Source organism: Vibrio sp. 10N.261.46.A3, from assembly GCF_041472995.1.
Taxonomy (GTDB): domain Bacteria; phylum Pseudomonadota; class Gammaproteobacteria; order Enterobacterales; family Vibrionaceae; genus Vibrio; species Vibrio coralliirubri.
On record NZ_JBFRRH010000003.1, the window covers coordinates 146,673 to 164,825 of the forward strand.

Genomic DNA, 18,153 nt, shown 5'->3' on the forward strand with positions numbered 1-18,153 from the left:
CATGAAAAAGACCAAAATCGTATGTACGATTGGCCCTAAAACTGAATCTGTAGAGAAGCTAACTGAACTAGTAGATGCTGGCATGAACGTTATGCGTCTTAACTTCTCTCACGGTGATTTCGCAGAGCACGGCACTCGTATCGCGAACTTCCGTAAAGTAATGGAAAACAAAGGTGAACAACTTGCTATCCTTCTAGATACTAAAGGTCCAGAAATCCGTACTATCAAACTTGAAGATGGTAACGACGTAGATCTAGTAGCTGGTCAAGAGTTCACTTTCACAACTGACGCAACAGTTGTTGGTAACAAAGACGTAGTAGCAGTAACTTACCTAGGTTTCGCTAAAGACCTAACAGCGGGTAACACTATCCTTGTTGATGACGGCCTAATCGAAATGGAAGTTATCGCAACAACAGAAACTGAAGTTAAGTGTAAAGTTCTTAACAACGGTGCTCTAGGCGAAAACAAAGGTGTTAACCTTCCTGGCGTTTCTGTTCAACTTCCTGCTCTTTCTGAGAAAGACAAAGCTGACCTTAAGTTTGGTTGTGAGCAAGGCGTAGATTTCGTTGCTGCTTCTTTCATCCGTAAAGAAGAAGACGTTAAAGAAATCCGTGAGCTTCTAAACGCTAACGGCGGCGAGAACATCCACATCATTTCTAAGATTGAAAACCAAGAAGGTGTAGATAACTTCGATTCAATCCTTGAAGCTTCTGACGGCATCATGGTTGCTCGTGGTGACCTAGGTGTTGAAATCCCAGCTGAAGAAGTAATCTTCGCTCAGAAGATGATGATCGAGAAGTGTAACCGTGCACGTAAGATGGTTATCACTGCAACTCAAATGCTTGACTCTATGATCAGCAACCCACGTCCAACTCGTGCTGAAGCGGGTGACGTTGCGAACGCAATCATGGATGGTACTGATGCAGTAATGCTTTCTGGTGAAACTGCTAAAGGTAAGTACCCAGTTGAAGCTGTTACTATCATGGCTCAAATCGCGAACCGTACTGATTCAGCTCTTAAAGCTGAGCTAGGTTCTCGTCTAGACAGCCCACGTCTACGCATCACTGAAGCAGTATGTAAAGGCGCTGTAGACACAGCAGAGAAGCTAGCTGCTCCTCTAATCGTTGTTGCTACTGAAGGCGGTAAGTCTGCACGTTCAGTACGTAAGTACTTCCCAACTGCAAACATCCTTGCTCTAACAACTAACGAAAAGACAGCTGCACAGCTAGTTCTTACTAAAGGTGTTAAGCCAGTTCTTGTTGACTCTATCGAGAACACAGACGCGTTCTACATCAACGGTAAAGAAATCGCTCTACAATCTGGCCTAGGTAACAAAGGCGACATCGTAGTTATGGTTTCTGGTGCTCTAGTAGCTTCTGGTACTACAAACACGGCATCTGTTCACGTTCTATAAGAATGAACCGATTCGCATAAAATATAAAAGAGGGCTTCGGCCCTCTTTTTTTATGAAACAAAATCTTGCCTAACTTTTCAGTACGCTGTATTATCAATCACAATAGAACTACGTACTGTTAACCTCCAATTGACTCTTTCTAAGAGACGGATTAGCAGACTAGAAATCATATATAGATGAGGTTTGTAATGTCTAGTCCTACGCTCACTGACAAAGTATCAAAGATGATTCGCCAAGATATTCTTAATGGTGAGTTAACCCCAGGCCAAAAGCTCGTTGTTGCTGATCTAAAAGCACGCTATAACGTTGGCGCATCCCCTATTCGCGAAGCCTTGGTACAGTTATCTTGGAGCAAATACGTAAAGCTAGAGCCACAAAAAGGCTGCTGGGTATCTCCTGTATCAAAGAAAGAGCTGAATGACCTATACGAAAGCCTTCGTGTTGTATCATCGGTTCTGCTTAAAAAAGCGATTTCAGCAGGTGATGAGAGCTGGGAACTGGATGTACTAACGTCTTACCATAAGCTATCGCGAATACAGTACGTATCTGAAGAGTTTGATTGTGTAGAATGGGAAGAGCGCCACCAGCAATTCCATGTCGCACTGCTTGAAGGGGCAGATTCAGAGAACATGTTTAAGTTCTTTGATGACCTAATTAACCAAGTGAAACGTTACCGCTTCCTCGCTATGTCTGCAGAAAGCGCATCTGATGATCTGTTCAATATTGATGAGCACGAAATGATCATGAAACTAGTACTCTCTAAGAATGTAGAACAAGCGACTGAATTGCTTGATCAACACTTACTAGGTTCAATGAAACGAATTGAAGAAGTTATCGAAGCGGCATGATGCCAAGATAGATTCTAACCAAATAAAAACGGAGCCCAACGGCTCCGTTTTTTTGTTTCCAGTACCACGACTGAACTACCACCCAAAAAACTCTTTGTGATGAGTATTGAGCAGCACAACCATAGGTAAAAAATACAATGCACTAAGCTGAAAGCCAAGAATGGCTAATGTGCCTATGGTTAACCTCACTAAAAAATCGACAAACATACCACGCCTCTTTTAACCAGACTGTATGATCCCCAAACTCTTGCTCCAGCTAACCTAATTCTACTGCTGCCTTCCAAGTTATTGATAAGGCTAGCTAACCAGCTGAATTAAGTTAACGGTGTCATCCTTTTACATCTGGTAAACACTCTATTTATTACATCGTTTAACACGATGTAATCTGAAGCAAAGTAGTTTACTTATTGTTCATTTTAGCTCAAATTTTCACCAGCATTAGACTTTAGTCTAACTGTATAGATTTTGTGACACAGGTCGCTCAAAAGTGAGATTCCTAATAAAAAGGGGGAAAGGAAAAAAGAGTCGGGGCGCGACTTGAAGAGGTGAAGCAAATAGACGACAGGACTAGATAGAAGCGAACCTAAGCGACATCATCATAGCTAGGACACATAGAGACCGTATTACGACCAGACGATTTAGATTCGTAAAGCGCAACATCAGCACACTTGTATGAGCGAGTACTGTTACTGGTTAAATCCGTAAAGCCAACACTCACCGTTACCTTAGTTCCGGCGGCTAGCTCAATCTCAATTCGCAAGCGATCCAATACGCGCTTTGCTTCTGGCAGTGAGGTGTGTGGCATCAAGAGTGCAAACTCTTCTCCTCCGACACGTGCAACAAAGTCCGTCCCACGAAGGCTATCTTGCAGAAGCTTAGCAACACCAGCAATCACACGGTCACCTTCGTCGTGGCCAAGTTCGTCATTGATTCGTTTGAAGTTATCGATGTCGACTAAGGCTAAGCAAGTGGTCGCTTCGTTCGGGTAACGCTCAACCAAGCGAGAATAGTAAGCCAGCTGCTCTTCGAATTTTCGTCGGTTCCAAAGATTACTCAAAGAGTCACGTTCACTTAAGATCCTCAAACGTACCTCAAGCTCCTTCCTTACGGAAATATCAACCAACGAGGTGATGTAGTAACTGACTTTGCCTGAATTGTTTTTGACCGCATGCACTCGCATGATCGCAGTAAAAGGAATACGCAGCTTGTTCTTACACTGAACCTCCCCTTCCCATACTTCTTCTTGCTCTAAATGACTCCAGATAGCTGAGCTTGAGAGTACTTGGTCGGTATTCTCAAGCAACAGTTGCAATGCATTTTGACCGATCACTTGTTTTTTGCAGTACCCAGTCATGTTCTCAAATTCGTTGTTGATCATCATTGTGCGGTGCTGCTTATCAGAGATCATCACTGCCGACATGCCATTCAATGCGGCGCGTGCCAATTTACTCTCCAGGCTTCGGCGTCGGTAGTGCGTCACCAGGTAAGCAAACGGGAAAGCGAAAATCAGCACCGTAATCAAAACAATGATCTCTTCATGGGCCAAATCATCTAGATCACGCTCAGCCCTATCCATCAATTGCTTCTGATTAAGTTGAATCAGCAAATGAACCTTTTGACTGTTCGCGAGCATAACCGTGTTAAAGGCAAACAAATTACCATCTTCAAAAACGTGCCCCACCTGATCATTGGAGATCGCATCCCACGTCTTCGGCGCGATATTTTTCAGGTTGTAGCCTTTTCTTTCAGGAATAGAGTCTCCGAACAATTTACCGCTATTGTTACTCGCGATGAAGTAGCCCGCGTCATTGAGAACTTCTGCTCTAAGATCGTTATCTGGTGAAAAACTAAGACGCGACGATAGGCCCCATACATCCAGATTGATGACAAGGTATCCGACTCTTTTGTTAGGGGTTTCTACTGGGGTAAAGACACGGATTACCGGCGAATACGGGAAGGTGACTTCACCATGCTCCGTTTCAAGCTCAATACCCCAACCGCCAATCTGTTCGGCTTCTAGTTTTTGAGCGTATTGGAAGTAGTTAGAATCCGATCTATCTTGCAGTTGTTGAGGAAACGTCACTCTACCAGTCTCAGAGGAGTAGTTAACGCGCACCAATTCTTTGCCAGTGACATCTAGCAGATGGATTTGTGTATACCACTTCTGATTCACCAGAACAGATTGCCAGACCTCTTCAAGTAGATGTTTAGTTTGGTCTGAGGGAGAGGAAGCAAAGTTAACCAAGCTCTGGCTATGACTGAGTAGCTCCATTACCGAGACTAACTGAGTCTTGAGAAGATCGTAATCTCGCTTGGCATACACTAACTGATGAACGGCTTGCTTAGCTGAGTAGTCAAAGCTCTGCTGTTTTACTTCTTTGTAACGCTGCAAATAATACAGACATACTGCAGAAGACAATATGATAGAGATAATCAGCAATGTAATTATTGATTTTTTATTTCGCATTGCTAACTCAGATGAATGGAAGTGCAGCGCGGGATTATAGCACTCTAAAAAATTAACAAAATAAAAGCCGCTTAAAAAAGCGGCTTTAAAGTTATTTTTTAAAGACTTATCGTCTAGGCTTTCAACGCACGTTCGCCTCGTGCGATGCCAACAACACCACTTCGAGCTACTTCAAGCACTTCCGTCACTTCAGACAGCGCCTGAATGAAGGCATCCAGTTTCTCGCTCGTACCCGCCATTTGAACCGTATATTGAGAGGCCGTGACATCAACAATCTGACCACGGAAGATATCCGCTGTGCGCTTCACTTCCGCACGAGCAAAGCCGCTCGCACGTACTTTTACCATCAACAGCTCACGTTCAATATGCTCAAGCTCAGACACTTCTTGTACTTTAAGTACGTCGATTAGCTTATGTAGCTGTTTCTGAATCTGCTCAAGCTGCATTTCGCTCGAGTTAGTAGTGACGTTCAAACGAGACAGCGTCGGATCATCGGTTGGAGATACGTTCAAAGACTCGATGTTGTAGCCACGCTGAGAAAACAAGCCAACCACACGAGAAAGCGCACCAGGTTGGTTTTCCATTAGTAGTGAAATAATGTGTCTCATATTATGTTCTCTCCGTTTTGCTTAGCCACATGTTATCCATACCCTCGCCTTTGATCTGCATTGGGTATACGTGCTCGGTGTCATCCACACTAATATCGACAAATACCAAACGGTCTTTCATCGCCAGTGCTTTTTCCAAACCTGATTCCAGTTCATCCGGAGATGAAATACGCATACCAATGTGGCCATAAGCCTCAGCGATAGCAGCAAAATCAGGAACAGAGTCCATATATGAGTTAGAGTAACGACCTTGATAAACAATGTCTTGCCACTGTTTTACCATGCCTAGGAAACGGTTGTTAAGGTTAATAATCTTAACCGGGATATTGTATTGCAGCGCTGTCGACAGCTCTTGGATATTCATTTGAATACTGCCGTCACCGGTAACCACAACCACTTCTTCATCTGGCTTAGCAAACTTAACGCCCATACCAGCAGGCAGGCCAAAGCCCATTGTGCCTAGACCACCAGAGTTAATCCAACGACGTGGTTTGTTAAATGGGTAGTACAAAGCAGCAAACATTTGGTGTTGACCTACATCAGAAGCAACATAGGCATCGCCATTGGTTACTTTATGCAGTATTTCAATTACTTGCTGTGGTTTGATGCGCTCAGACGATTTCTCGTAAGCTAGGCAGTCACGCTCTTGCCACTGCTTGATTTCACTCCACCAGCTTTCAATCGCTTCTGCATCATTAGTGCCGCCTTGCTCAACGAGCAAGTTCACCATGCTCTCCAGGACTTTTTCAGCAGAACCTACAATCGGCAGATCCACTTTTACGTTCTTAGAGATTGAAGATGGGTCGATATCAATATGCATGATCTTCGCATCAGGGCAGTACTTATCTAGGTTATTGGTGGTTCGATCATCGAAACGTACGCCAATACCAAAGATCAAATCCGCATTGTGCATCGCCATATTGGCTTCATACAAACCATGCATGCCTAACATACCCAAAGAGTTCTTATGAGTGCCAGGGAAAGCGCCAAGCCCCATTAGGGTGCTTACCACGGGTAAATTCAGTGCCTCAGCTAATTTTAACAGCGGCTTATCTGCCTCAGAAATAACCGCACCACCACCGACATAAAGTACCGGCTTCTTCGCTTCAAGAAGGGCTTTTAGCGCCTTTTTGATCTGACCTTTATGACCCGTAACCGTTGGGTTATACGAACGCATTTTGAGCGTTTCTGGGTATTCATAAGGAAGCTTGATTTGTGGGTTTAAGATGTCTTTCGGCAGATCAATAACCACAGGACCGGGGCGTCCTGTCGTTGAAATATAGAATGCTTTTTTAACGACTTCAGGGATATCTTCCGCTTTCTTAACTAAGAAGCTGTGTTTAACGATCGGGCGTGATACACCCACGATGTCACACTCTTGGAAGGCGTCGTTACCAATAAGGTTATTTGGTACGTTACCAGAAATAACAATCATTGGGATTGAGTCCATGTAGGCTGTTGCAATACCAGTAACGGTATTGGTCGCACCTGGACCAGAACACACAAGTACTACGCCCGGTTTGCCGGTAGAACGAGTATAGCCATCTGCCATGTGGGTAGCGGCTTGTTCGTGTCGTACTAATACGTGTTTAATTTCAGCAGTTTTAGCATGCAGCGCATCATAGATATCAAGTACAGAACCACCTGGGTAACCAAAGATTTGTTCTACACCCTCTTCAATTAGAGACTGCACCACCATCTCAGCGCCGGATAACATTGCTGTTTCAGGTTTTGTTGTCATATTGCTCTCCTCACCAGTTTCCAATCATATTTGGTGAACATGTTGGGCTGGTTTTTCATAGTCTAGGGCTTATTCGTAGCCTAATTCGAAATACTTCCACTTTTTCGGCTATGGCTGTCTGTCGTGATAACAACAAACAGTAATACGAAACAACTTTAACGCTTTATTATCATCTGGTCTAACACCTGTTATTCGGCAACTGTGCCAAAAAACCAACTATTAGCTCAAAGCATTAAATAAAACCCAACCCAGCCCCTAAAGCTAGGTTTAAAAACTAGTTACCGAACAAAAAAAAGCACTTAATATTTCAATAGATCGCTATTTATCGATAAACCGCGAGCTTGCTGGTGTGCGCTTTCGCACATTGTGCTGTGTCATTAGATACAAAAAATCCCCCTAAAAATGCAATCACATTCGTAGGGGGATTTTTAAACAACTGAAAATTTATCTAAGCAGAAAACTACTTATCTTTAGGCTTTTCGTTGTACATTTCTTCGATTTCGTCTTGATACTTATCGTTGATAACTTTACGACGCAATTTCTGAGTTGGTGTCAGCTCACCATCATCCATAGAAAATGCTTTTGGTAGCAGTTTGAATTTCTTCACTTGCTCAAACTTAGCCAGTTCTTGCTGTAGGTCATTCACACGCTTTTCTAGCATCTCGACGATTTGGTGATGCTTAACAAGTTCAACGCGATCGTGATACTTGATATTAAGCTCTTTGGCATACTCTTCTAGCGAGTCATAACAAGGAACAATCAGCGCAGAAACGAATTTGCGCGTATCAGCGATAACAGCAATCTGTTCGATAAAGTGATCTTTACCAATCGCGCCTTCAACCACTTGCGGCGCAATGTACTTACCGCCAGAGGTTTTCATCAGCTCTTTGATACGATCGGTAATGAACAGGTTACCATTTTCATCAAAATGACCCGCATCACCGGTTTTCAAGAAACCGTGCTCATCGAATGTCTTAGCCGTCTCTTCTGGCATCTTGTAGTAGCCACGCATCACCATTGGACCACGAACAAGAATCTCGTCCTTCGCCCCAATTTTTACTTCTGCGCCCGGCATCGACATACCAATCGAATCAGGGTTAAAACAGCGGTCATCCCAACAAGATACTGTTGCTGTAGTTTCTGTCATGCCGTAGCCAAGTTTTACGTTGATGCCAATAGCATGGAAGAAGCGACCAATCGTCTCATCAAGCTTCGCGCCACCACATGGCATGAAGTTGATGTTACCGCCGAGTAGAGCGCGCAGTTTAGATAGCACAAGCTTATCAGCTAGCGCATGGCTCTTCTTCAGCATCAACGATGGAGTGCGACCTTCTTGGTGACAAACTGAAAGCTTTGCTCCCATGTTCACTGCCCAAGTAAATAGCACTTTACGAATAAATGGCGCTTTAGATACCTTCTCGTGAATCGCAGAGAAGATCTTCTCGTAGAAGCGTGGAACCGCACACATTACGGTCGGTTTCACATCGCTTAGCGCATCACGCACTTGCATCGTATCTTGCAGGTAGCAGTTGGTTGCGCCTTTATAGAGAACGTAGAACGTCCAAGCACGCTCAAATACGTGTGATAACGGTAGGAAACACAATGAGACATCATCTTTGCTTAGGCTAAGGCGCTCATCGTGGCCTTCTAACTGGTAACCAATATTGGTGTAATCAAGCATTACGCCTTTTGGCTGACCTGTGGTACCAGAGGTATAGATAAGAGTTAGTAAGTCGTCCATGCTTGCATCAGCAAGACGCACGTCAAGTTCAGCTTGTTGTGCTTCAACGCCACGCGCCATGAAGTCATTCCAAGATACGGCAAAGCTGTGTCCTTGTAGGTCGATGTCATCAGACATAGCCACAACAACTTCTAGCTGCTCGCACTCTTCAAACAGGCTAACCGCCGCATCGAATTGAACTTGCTCACCAACGAATAAGATCTTCACATCTGCATTTTGGATGATGTAAGAAGACTGTGCTGCTGTGTTCGTTGGATAAATCGGCACAGTCACAAGGCGTGCTTGTAACGATGCAAAATCTGCCACGGTCCATTGAGGCATATTGTTCGAATAGATACCGATCTTATCCTGAACTCTCAGTCCTTGAGCCAACAGTGCTAATGAAAGCGTATCGATTTGTTGTCCAAACTGTTCCCAGCTAATGCCTTGCCATACATTGTCTACTTTGTGCTTCAAAGCTGTACGGTTGCCGCCTTGGGCAATTTGGTCACGAAGTCTTTTTACGATATGAAAATCTAAATTGGCCATCTCTTTACCTTTGGCTTACACCTGTAAGCTTTTTTGAGCGCACAAGTGTACCTCTGATCATGGAAAAGGCAACTGATGAAGCTCAAAGTTATCAGTAATAGTACGTCTAACGCTAAGTTTTCTACCCACTAAAATAGCGCGCATAAAAAAGCCCTAAGCCAGTCTCCTAGCTTAGGGCTTATAAATCATAGGGATTAGTGTCTAGTTAAGTGCCACTACTTCGCCACAAATCATCATTAACTGATCTCGTAACCAAATGTGTCCTTTATCCTTTTCACTTGATTCGTGCCAGCTTAGGAAGCCAGAAATCGCCGCATTATCGAATGGGAAATCTAGAATCTGAAGCTGCTCTTTGTTTGCTGCATGTTCAACCATCCAACGAGGAGCAATGGTTACTAGTTCAGATTGGCCTACAACGTAAAGAACGTTGCTTAAGCTCGTACCTTCGTAGAAAGGCGTGCAATCTAGATCACGGTAAGCTTGCTCAGAGAAGCTACGTTGACCATGGATGCGAGACAGTTTTGCGTGCTTTTCGTTAAGCAGCTCTGCCGCAGAAACTTCACCGTTGATACGTGGGTGAGAAGCAGAAGCAACCACAACTAATTCGTCTTGGAAGATTTCAGTGCTTGAGAAGCCTTGCTCATCAAAACGAGCGTAATCGATAACGAAGTCGATTTCTTGGTAGCGCATACGCTCAGAAAGTTGACGATCGAATTCAGCATCCATGTGCAGTTTAACGCTCGGTGCTTGGTCGTTGATTGTCGACATAATCTTAGGAGCAAAACGCATGTCACAAGGGCTGCAAATCGCAAGTTTGAACAGGCGAGAAGACGACTCTGGAGAGAACACAGAACTTGGTAGTTCGTTACGCACTAATTGTAGCGCTTGGCGGATTGGACCAAACAACTGACGAGCACGTTGAGTCGGTTGAATACCACGACCTTGACGCATGAATAGTTCGTCGTTAAACATCACTTTTAGACGAGCAACAGCGTTACTTACAGCAGGCTGAGACATACCCAGATTGTGAGCTGCACGTGTAATGTTTTGCTCTTGCATAACTGCATCAAATACAGTCAAAAGGTTTAAGTCGACTCCACGAAGTGTGCTTTCCATTCTGTAGCTTGCAATAGCACTCATTGCGTCTTTTTTATCTAACATTCAAGTTGCCTCTTGTCGGTTCGACAGCGTTAAATTGGTAATGGTATGAGAATAGATAACCACTAATTCTTATATTTATCAGACCGATGTTTTTCGGATTGACATTACTATTAACCAATACATCTCGAGCTACCAACAAGATTGATAAAGAATAATTTTATTTTATCTTAATGATTAAATAACATCTAAAAATCAGTAATTTATAGAGTTATAAAAAAATATAAAAAGCGTAACTTATGAGTTTGATTTCGACTTATTTAGCTGTTCTATCTTTTGGTTACAATTGTTACAATTTATTGAACCGATGAATTAGTTGACCAGTTGATTCAGAAATAACACTTATGAGTTAGGTGAGCGATGCATAACTTGGAAAGTCTACCTTGTCCCAAAGTTGCTTTCTTAAGTCATCTTGATTAGACCAATTCCCCGCTAATACCCACTCAACGAGTGCACTTGCCACGTCTGGATAGGTGACCACTTCAGCCTGTTTTTCACTGAGCCAAGCACGCAAGATAGCCGCATCCAAGAAGGTCATGGTTTGAGCTAATCCAAGAGCCTCTAGCGTCGCCACATTGCTCTGTTGTTCGAACTGCCCTTCGAGTGGTTTGAGAAGCAATTTCTTCCCCAAAGTGAGGGCTTCAGATGGCAATTCAAAGCCGCCATTTGCGACCACACCAGAGCACTGATTGAGGTCGAATTGGAAGCCAGCATGACTGAGTGGTTTGAACTCAATATTTTCGACTCGGCTGTGCTCAATCACATCCGGATGGTAACAGACAAAGTTGTGCGAAATGAACTTCATCAGCAGCTCTGAGATCGACTCAAGATCCTCAAATGGCAAATAGACCAACGTAAAGTCTTGTGCTGTTTTGGTTTGTTGCTCACCAACCAGCGTGTGAACGATAGGCGGCAAAATCGGCTGTTCAAAGTGATACCAATGCAAGCCAATTGAGTGCTCGGTTGGGGCGAAATGTTGAATCACTGAATGTTCAATCCAGTTACCCCCTTCTTTGGGTACATCATAACGAAACGCATTCTGGTGGCTTATCCCTATGCAAGGTACGCCCTGTCTTTTAGCTGCCCAAGCGGTCACGGGTTCAAAGTCGTTAAGCACTAAATCATATGGTGTCAGATCGATCTGGTTAATCTCACGGAGAAATCGCCAGATGTTGTTCTTCATGAATGTTTTGCCGTATTTAACCTGCCCCTGCTCGCTGTAAAAAGTTAAGCCGCTGCGGGTCTGATAGTTGCCAAACGCTTCCATCGAAAAGTATTTGCTCTCATCTCGCCCAGAGAACAGAAAATCGACATCAATATTTTGCTGACGAAAAGCGACGGCCATTGCTCTCGCTCGAGCGATGTGCCCATTTCCTGTGCCTTGTACGCCATATAAAATTTTCATGCATGTTCCTTTAAATTTACCACTTAAGCTCGGCTGTGGGTGGTTGCCAACAAAATAATTACAGGATGAAGCTGATAGCGAGGCTAGTACAAGCGATGCCCAAGGCTGCGCCAATCAGTACGTCCGTTAAAAAGTGCACACCGAGCAGGATTCGAGAGCCTGCAATCGCAGTTGCCCACACCAAGCTAAAGAGGTACAAGCTCGGATAGAAATGCCCGATTAGGGTCGCCATAACAAAAGCCGCAGCAGAATGCCCTGAAGGCAGGCTGTATTTATCGGATGGCACAATATGAGAGTGAAGTAGTGAAGAGAATTCAGCTGGTCGACGGCGCTTGAGGGTATTTTTAGCAAACCAGTAAATAGGCAGTTCGATTGCGAAGGCGGTTAAGCCCACCAAAAGAAAGTCTCGACCGGTGTTGCTATCGGCCAGCAGTGCAATCAAGGCAATCAAAACATAAAGGTGTCCATCTCCAGTATGAGACACCGCTTTACTGAGCGTTGCATGTTGCCCGCCATAGCGGTTGTTTAAACAGAAAACAGAAAATGCCACATCCCAGCGGACAATAGGTTCGATAGTACGCATACGATCTCCTTAACAATCCTTATTCAGTTAAGGCTCAAGTTATGCTCAACAAATGACAGTTAAGTGACGTTTTGAATGAACTAAAATGAAATTTCCCATGCTTGATAGACAGGTCAATGGATCAAGTCAGGATAACGATAGAAACGACCGATAAAAATAAAGCGACCCAAGGCCGCTTTATTCTTCTATGTTTTCACTTCTTTATATAAGCAAGCAAACGCTACTTCTATCGTGTTAATGGTTATAGCGTTCGCTAACGATAATAGAGCTCGCGGATGATAATAGTACTAAAGGCTATAGCGCTAATGGCTCGTGCTTTTTCACCAAACCGAAATCCGCCAATATCGCGTAGGCTGCTGGGATCATAAACAGCACTAGTAAGGTCGAGGCAAATATGCCGAATACGATCGAAATAACCAATGGCTGGATAACCTGTGCCTGTAAGCTGGTTTCTGTCAACAGCGGTAGCAAACCTGCCGCTGTGGTCATTGAGGTCAAGAATACCGCACGGAAACGCTCGCGACTGGCTTTCACTACCGAGTCGTGCACGCTATCTCCCTCATCGACATGGTGACGAATGTACTGCACCAACAAGATGGAATCATTAACCACAATACCGGCAAGCGACACAAAGCCCATCATGCTTGGCATACTCAAAGAGTGGCCAAGTATCCAGTGACCAACGACCACCCCAATAAAGGCGAGTGGAATCGCCAACATCACGACCACAGGTTCTAAGTAGCTTCTGAACTGATAGCTAAGAATCGCAAACACACCGAATAAGCCGAGCAAGAACCCTTTGCCCATCGAAGCGCCCGTCTTAGCCGCATCTTTGGCTTCCCCTTCGAAATCAAAGCGTAAACCCGGGTACTTCTGCATAAGTTTGGCGGCTTCATCTTTTTGGAACTGGGCCAAAATCGCGGATGAACTCGCTTTCTTATTATCAATATCACCAAAGATACTGATGGTTCTCAGCCCATCAATACGTTGAATTCGTACGTAGTTACGTTGGAAATCTAATGTCGCCAACGTTGCTAGCGGGATCTGACTACCATCTGCGGTAATGATTGGGAAGTTAGCTAGCTGCTGTATGTCGCCCGCTTGCTCCTTATCAAGACGCACTTCAATCGAGATATTCTCAACACCGATTTGAATCTCGTCCGCCGTTTGTCCAAAGAAAGCCGCTCGTAACTGAGATGCAATCATCTGCCCATTCACATTATAAGTTTCGGCTCCAGGGCGCAGCTTCACTAAGATCTCTTCTTTACCCATGCGCATATCATCAAGCACGCCATGCACCCCATCAAACTGATTAAGGTACTCCTGAATATCCAAAGAAGCAGATTTCAATGCGCTCAGGTCATCATGTTTGGCACGGATTTCAATAGCACGACCGCCCGGGCCCATAGTTGGCTGCTTGAACACCAATGAAATAGGGTCCGCTAAATCGCCAATATCTTCACGCCACGCATCAATGAAATCATCGATAACCGTATTACGACTCTCTGCTCCGCGTAAATCTAAACGCACTGTGGCTAAGTGCGGGCCGGATTCATTGGCATCGGCGTTGGCATTGAATTGGCTAGTGATATGCTCGACCAGTGTATTGCCTTCTTCAACCTCTTCGCTCCATTGCTTGTTTAAACGCTCAGCAGACGCGACAATTTTGTCGACCACTTTCTCGGTTTGAGACAGTGATGCGCCCGGCGGAAGAATAATACGCGCCTCGGCAATATCACCATCTAGCTCAGGGAAAGGTTGAAACTTAACAACGCCACCAGCAATCAAGGCGACCGAAAGCAACAACAGCGTAATCACTCCACCCATAAAGGCGTAGCGGAAGGTCACGACTTTCTCAACCATGTTCATCAAAGTGGTATTACGAAAGTTCTCGAACTTCTCAAGTAACACCACTTTAAAGCGCAGCGCTGGCTTGTCATTTTTTTCTTTGTGTAATGAATGAGATAGGTGATTAGGTAGAATCAAGAAGGCTTCAATCAAGCTCAACGACAGCACCAGAATCAAAACTTGAGGAACAGCCTTAAGCACCGCGCCCATCTCACCATCAAGAAACAGTAAGCTACCGAAAATACACACCGTGGTTAGGAAAGAAGACAGTACTCCGGGAAGCACTTTCTTAACGCCGTTGTACACCGCATCATCAACACTCTGCCCCCGGTCTAAATGGGACGCTATCGACTCGGCGATCACGATGGCGTCATCCATCATAATACCGATTGCCATTAATAAGCCGACTAGCGACATAATGTTGATCGACAAACCAAGATTGGCCATCAAGAACAAGCCACCAAGGAAGGCTACCGGTAACCCCGCCGCTACCCAAAACGAATAACGTAAGCTGAAGAACAGCCACATGGTGGCGAACACCAGCACAATACCTTGCCAGCCATTGCTCACCATCATGGTTAGACGATCCCAAAGTACAGAAGAGAGATCATTGGTCATTTGTAGTGTCACGCCATCAGGAGCAATCGCGCTTTGATCTTCAACGAATCGTGTTACGTTCTCTTTGATTCGCAGCGCATCGTCTTCTTTGTTCTTACTGATCTTAAGCAGCGCCGAAGGCTTGCCATCAAATAACACCTTCTGTTCATCAAGCTCAAAGCGGTCGGTTATTTTGGCGATGTCTCTCAAACGGATCACCGAGCCATTAGGCGCGGATCCAACCACGATGCTTTCCAGCTCAACAGGCGTAATTCGTCTCTCGTCGAAACGAATCAGAAAGTTTTTGTCTGGTGTTTCAACGTTACCGCTCGGCAGTTTTACATTCTGTCGACCAATTTGATCCGCGATATCACCGACACTCAAACCCAGCTGACGAATAGCTTGGGTATCTAGTTCCACTCGATATTGATGATCAGAAAAACCACTGACCTCGACCAAAGAGACATCGTAATCAAGCTTCATGGTACGCTTAAGATCTTCCGCATAAGCCTTAAGTTCTGGCCATGACGTTTCAGCTGTTATAGCGATATCAACAACCGGTTCATTCCAATCTAGCTCTTGAACAACAGGCGATTCAATCTCAGTTGGGAAGTCATTGATCGAGTTGATCTGAGTTTGCACGTCCACCAGCATTCGGCCGATGTCCGCTTTTTCATTTAACTTGAGAATTAAACGAGCGCTGCCTTCGATCGCTTCACACTGAGTCTCTTCAATGTTGGCTAAGCCGTCTACTGCATCTTCCATTCGCACACACAAGCTCTCTTCTACTTCTTGTGGAGAGGCGCCGGGATAAACAATCGCAGCCATAATGTAAGGCGGATCGTAAGCGGGGAAGGTTTCACGTTTGATGGTTGATAGTGAGCTTATACCTAAGATCAACAACCCAAGCATCAACAAGTTTGCTGCTGTTGGGTGCCGAGAGAAAAACTTGATCATGACGCACTCTCCTGAGTATCTGATTCAAGCTCAGCCTCTTCAGAGTTGGACTCTCTCAGTAACATGCCTTCGATTGCAGGCAGGACATCATTGAGAACCAGTTTATCTCCAGTTTGTAGCTCGCCACTCACAACCACTTGATTGTCTCTGCGATAAAGCACTTCAACATTGACCACTTGCAAACGCTGATTGTCATCCATCAGGTAAACCTTATCACCATGCAGTGCTCGCTCTGGAACCACCCAACTCAGATTGGCTACACCCTCAATCTCGGCTTTAACAAACATACCGTTAACCAAAGGCGTTGCACTGTCTGGTTGCAATTGCGAGTAATCTTGAGCGATCTCGAGAATAATCCCCGCCGTCGCTTGGTTTTCATCAACCGTTTCGCTGATTCTTGCCACCTTCGCTGGCCAGCTGAGGTTCAGGTTGCCGCTGTTAAGTTGAATGCTTGCTTTGATTGGCGCTTCATAAGGATTAGGGATTCCTGCAGCATCGCGAGGGAACTGGTTGAAACTAGAGGCTAAAGTTTGCATATCGTGAATAGAAAGTTGCGCCTCCACTTCCATGACATTAATCCCGTGAGCAATAAACATCTCCTGCTGAAGATTAACCACTTGATTTTTTTCGATATCAACCTGAGCAATTCGCATCGCTCTTGGCAAAGTGATCGTGGTCTTATCGAGAGAGCGTTGTGCCTCTTTCACTTTGGATACGTTGACCTTAATCACCGCTTCCGCGACGCGTTTTTCATCTGGCATTAACGCGATTTGGTTCGCGATATCTAATACCAACTTCTGCTGAGACAATGCACTTTGTTGTTGCAGGTCGACATCAGACTGAGAAGTCAGCCCTTTCTTACGCAGATCCTGTTTACGTTGTAGCTCTTTATTGCTGATCACCAAACGATTCTTTTCGATCTTAAGAGTCTGATTAAGGTTGTCTTCTTCTTGATTCAATTTCGCTAATGAGGTCTGGCTTGATTTTAGATCCGCCTCTGCCTGTATTAGCTTCAATTCATAATCCAATGGATCAACCTTGAGCACGACCGTTCCCGCGGGGATCACCTGACCTTTTTCAAGATCTGGATGTCGATACACTATTTGGCCTGTCACCTCTGCAATCGCTTTCCATTCGACTTTAGGCACCACTTTGCCAAAGCCAACCGCTAACGGTGCTATCAGTTGTTGCTCTAGGCTCACTGTATCAACTAAGCGGGCTCTATCACCCACAGGTTTGGTTGGAAGATCCGGCTTCAAGTTAATCGCGGCGACAAGGCCAATAACACCAACCGCAAGTGCTGGAAAGAAGAGTAGTTTTTTATTTATTTTCATTATCTTTGGTCCTGCACGGAAGAAGGGCTCGGTGCGTTAATAAAGCCTTCAGTCATCAATTGAATGTTGTGTTCGATTAAACGATTAAGAAATTCGTCATTAATCTCAATCCCATGGATTGCCAATAAAGGCGGCGGAGCGATGAAAGGAAACACCATCAAGCTTACATACGAAACACGGCACAATTTTGGATCCATGTTCTGTTTTAAGATGCCTTGTTCAACCAACTTTTCAAAAATGACATCTTGGGCTGGCTTTGCAACATCGAGGAAAACCTTTTCGAGCAACTCTCTTTGCACTTCAGAGGGAGGCATATTCATCACTTGAGCTATCAAGCGCGGAAACTTCGGTACCTTGACCATCTCTTTGTAGTAAGTCCTCATTAAATCAAGAAAGTTCTCATGACTGCTTTCTTCAACCAACCTTTGCATTTGCAATTGCATCGGTCGTAGCGTTTCACGCAGCATCGCTTCAAACAACCCGGCCTTACTGCCAAAGTAATAACGGATCATCGCAATGTTGACACCCGCACGCTCAGCAATCAGGCGCGTCGAGACCTTGTCGTATGGCTGAACGACAAACAGATCACGAGCATGCTCAATCAATAACTGCCGAACATCTAAATTCTTTTGAGGTCGCCCCGCTTTTCGTGCCGTCATGGCAAAAATCCATCTCTATAATTAATCATCTGATTAATTATAGAGATAAACAGGCGTAACAGTAGAAGATTAATTACTCACTATTTAATCAAGTGATTAATTAATTTGGTCACGCTTGTGATTTTTTTGGTGAATCGTTCCATCAAAAAGATTTACTACAAAGTTTTAACCTACACATAAGCCAAACGATAAACTAACCCCCCAATACAAAACCACCAATCAGATGATTTAGCCAATAACGCAACACAAAACAGCACAAACCAAA

Annotated in this window: 12 protein-coding genes; 2 read left to right on the forward strand and 10 right to left on the reverse strand. The window is 44.5% G+C overall.

The window, feature by feature from the left end; all coding sequences use genetic code 11:
- The first annotated feature begins 1 nt into the window (after position 1).
- Both pykF and AB4484_RS00960 read left to right on the forward strand, forming a co-directional pair.
- Positions 2–1,414: a pyruvate kinase PykF gene (pykF, locus tag AB4484_RS00955; RefSeq protein WP_017061403.1), complete on the forward strand. Its 1,413-nt coding sequence runs from the start codon at positions 2–4 to the stop codon at positions 1,412–1,414.
- A 176-nt stretch (positions 1,415–1,590) separates the two neighbouring features.
- Positions 1,591–2,262, forward strand: a complete 672-nt coding sequence (locus AB4484_RS00960; protein WP_372076004.1) for a GntR family transcriptional regulator — start codon at positions 1,591–1,593, stop codon at positions 2,260–2,262.
- A gap of 583 nt (positions 2,263–2,845) precedes the next feature.
- Here AB4484_RS00960 and AB4484_RS00965 read toward each other — a convergent pair.
- The 10 genes from AB4484_RS00965 to AB4484_RS01010 all read right to left on the reverse strand — a co-directional run bounded on the left by AB4484_RS00965 (position 2,846) and on the right by AB4484_RS01010 (position 17,888).
- Positions 2,846–4,729 carry a diguanylate cyclase gene (locus AB4484_RS00965; RefSeq protein WP_372076006.1) on the reverse strand — a complete coding sequence of 628 codons (1,884 nt, stop codon included), beginning with the start codon at positions 4,727–4,729 and terminating at the stop codon, positions 2,846–2,848.
- A 113-nt stretch (positions 4,730–4,842) separates the two neighbouring features.
- Complete coding sequence (gene ilvN, locus AB4484_RS00970; protein ID WP_008219984.1) at positions 4,843–5,337, reverse strand: acetolactate synthase small subunit; 495 nt, start codon at positions 5,335–5,337, stop codon at positions 4,843–4,845.
- 1 nt (position 5,338) lies between these two features.
- Positions 5,339–7,078, reverse strand: a complete 1,740-nt coding sequence (locus AB4484_RS00975) for an acetolactate synthase 3 large subunit (protein ID WP_372076008.1) — start codon at positions 7,076–7,078, stop codon at positions 5,339–5,341.
- Between the two features lie 460 nt (positions 7,079–7,538).
- Entirely contained in the window at positions 7,539–9,347 is a 1,809-nt protein-coding gene (locus AB4484_RS00980) for a long-chain fatty acid--CoA ligase (protein WP_017062927.1), read from the reverse strand.
- A 201-nt stretch (positions 9,348–9,548) separates the two neighbouring features.
- Positions 9,549–10,508, reverse strand: a complete 960-nt coding sequence (leuO, locus tag AB4484_RS00985) for a transcriptional regulator LeuO (RefSeq protein WP_019826889.1) — start codon at positions 10,506–10,508, stop codon at positions 9,549–9,551.
- Between the two features lie 346 nt (positions 10,509–10,854).
- Positions 10,855–11,910, reverse strand: coding sequence for an MJ1255/VC2487 family glycosyltransferase (locus AB4484_RS00990; RefSeq protein ID WP_372076010.1), 1,056 nt, complete (start codon positions 11,908–11,910; stop codon positions 10,855–10,857).
- Between the two features lie 58 nt (positions 11,911–11,968).
- Positions 11,969–12,493, reverse strand: coding sequence for a phosphatase PAP2 family protein (locus tag AB4484_RS00995; protein ID WP_017068816.1), 525 nt, complete (start codon positions 12,491–12,493; stop codon positions 11,969–11,971).
- A gap of 294 nt (positions 12,494–12,787) precedes the next feature.
- Entirely contained in the window at positions 12,788–15,895 is a 3,108-nt protein-coding gene (locus tag AB4484_RS01000) for an efflux RND transporter permease subunit (RefSeq protein ID WP_372076012.1), read from the reverse strand.
- Positions 15,892–17,229, reverse strand: coding sequence for an efflux RND transporter periplasmic adaptor subunit (locus tag AB4484_RS01005; protein WP_372076013.1), 1,338 nt, complete (start codon positions 17,227–17,229; stop codon positions 15,892–15,894). Before AB4484_RS01005 ends, AB4484_RS01000 begins: the two co-directional genes overlap by 4 nt.
- A complete protein-coding gene (locus AB4484_RS01010; RefSeq protein WP_372076015.1) occupies positions 17,229–17,888 on the reverse strand; it encodes a TetR/AcrR family transcriptional regulator in 660 nt (219 codons plus the stop codon). The genes AB4484_RS01005 and AB4484_RS01010 overlap by 1 nt, the downstream gene beginning before the upstream one ends.
- Positions 17,889–18,153 lie beyond the last annotated feature (265 nt).

Excerpts from the sequence above, each read along its gene's own strand:
- pykF (WP_017061403.1), top strand. The coding sequence starts at position 2 with ATGAAAAAGACCAAAATCGTATGTACGATTGGCCCTAAAACTGAATCT.
- AB4484_RS00960 (WP_372076004.1), top strand. The coding sequence starts at position 1,591 with ATGAGGTTTGTAATGTCTAGTCCTACGCTCACTGACAAAGTATCAAAG.
- AB4484_RS00965 (WP_372076006.1), bottom strand. The coding sequence starts at position 4,729 with ATGCGAAATAAAAAATCAATAATTACATTGCTGATTATCTCTATCATA.
- ilvN (WP_008219984.1), bottom strand. The coding sequence starts at position 5,337 with ATGAGACACATTATTTCACTACTAATGGAAAACCAACCTGGTGCGCTT.
- AB4484_RS00975 (WP_372076008.1), bottom strand. The coding sequence starts at position 7,078 with ATGACAACAAAACCTGAAACAGCAATGTTATCCGGCGCTGAGATGGTG.
- AB4484_RS00980 (WP_017062927.1), bottom strand. The coding sequence starts at position 9,347 with ATGGCCAATTTAGATTTTCATATCGTAAAAAGACTTCGTGACCAAATT.
- leuO (WP_019826889.1), bottom strand. The coding sequence starts at position 10,508 with ATGTTAGATAAAAAAGACGCAATGAGTGCTATTGCAAGCTACAGAATG.
- AB4484_RS00990 (WP_372076010.1), bottom strand. The coding sequence starts at position 11,910 with ATGAAAATTTTATATGGCGTACAAGGCACAGGAAATGGGCACATCGCT.
- AB4484_RS00995 (WP_017068816.1), bottom strand. The coding sequence starts at position 12,493 with ATGCGTACTATCGAACCTATTGTCCGCTGGGATGTGGCATTTTCTGTT.
- AB4484_RS01000 (WP_372076012.1), bottom strand. The coding sequence starts at position 15,895 with ATGATCAAGTTTTTCTCTCGGCACCCAACAGCAGCAAACTTGTTGATG.
- AB4484_RS01005 (WP_372076013.1), bottom strand. The coding sequence starts at position 17,229 with ATGAAAATAAATAAAAAACTACTCTTCTTTCCAGCACTTGCGGTTGGT.
- AB4484_RS01010 (WP_372076015.1), bottom strand. The coding sequence starts at position 17,888 with ATGACGGCACGAAAAGCGGGGCGACCTCAAAAGAATTTAGATGTTCGG.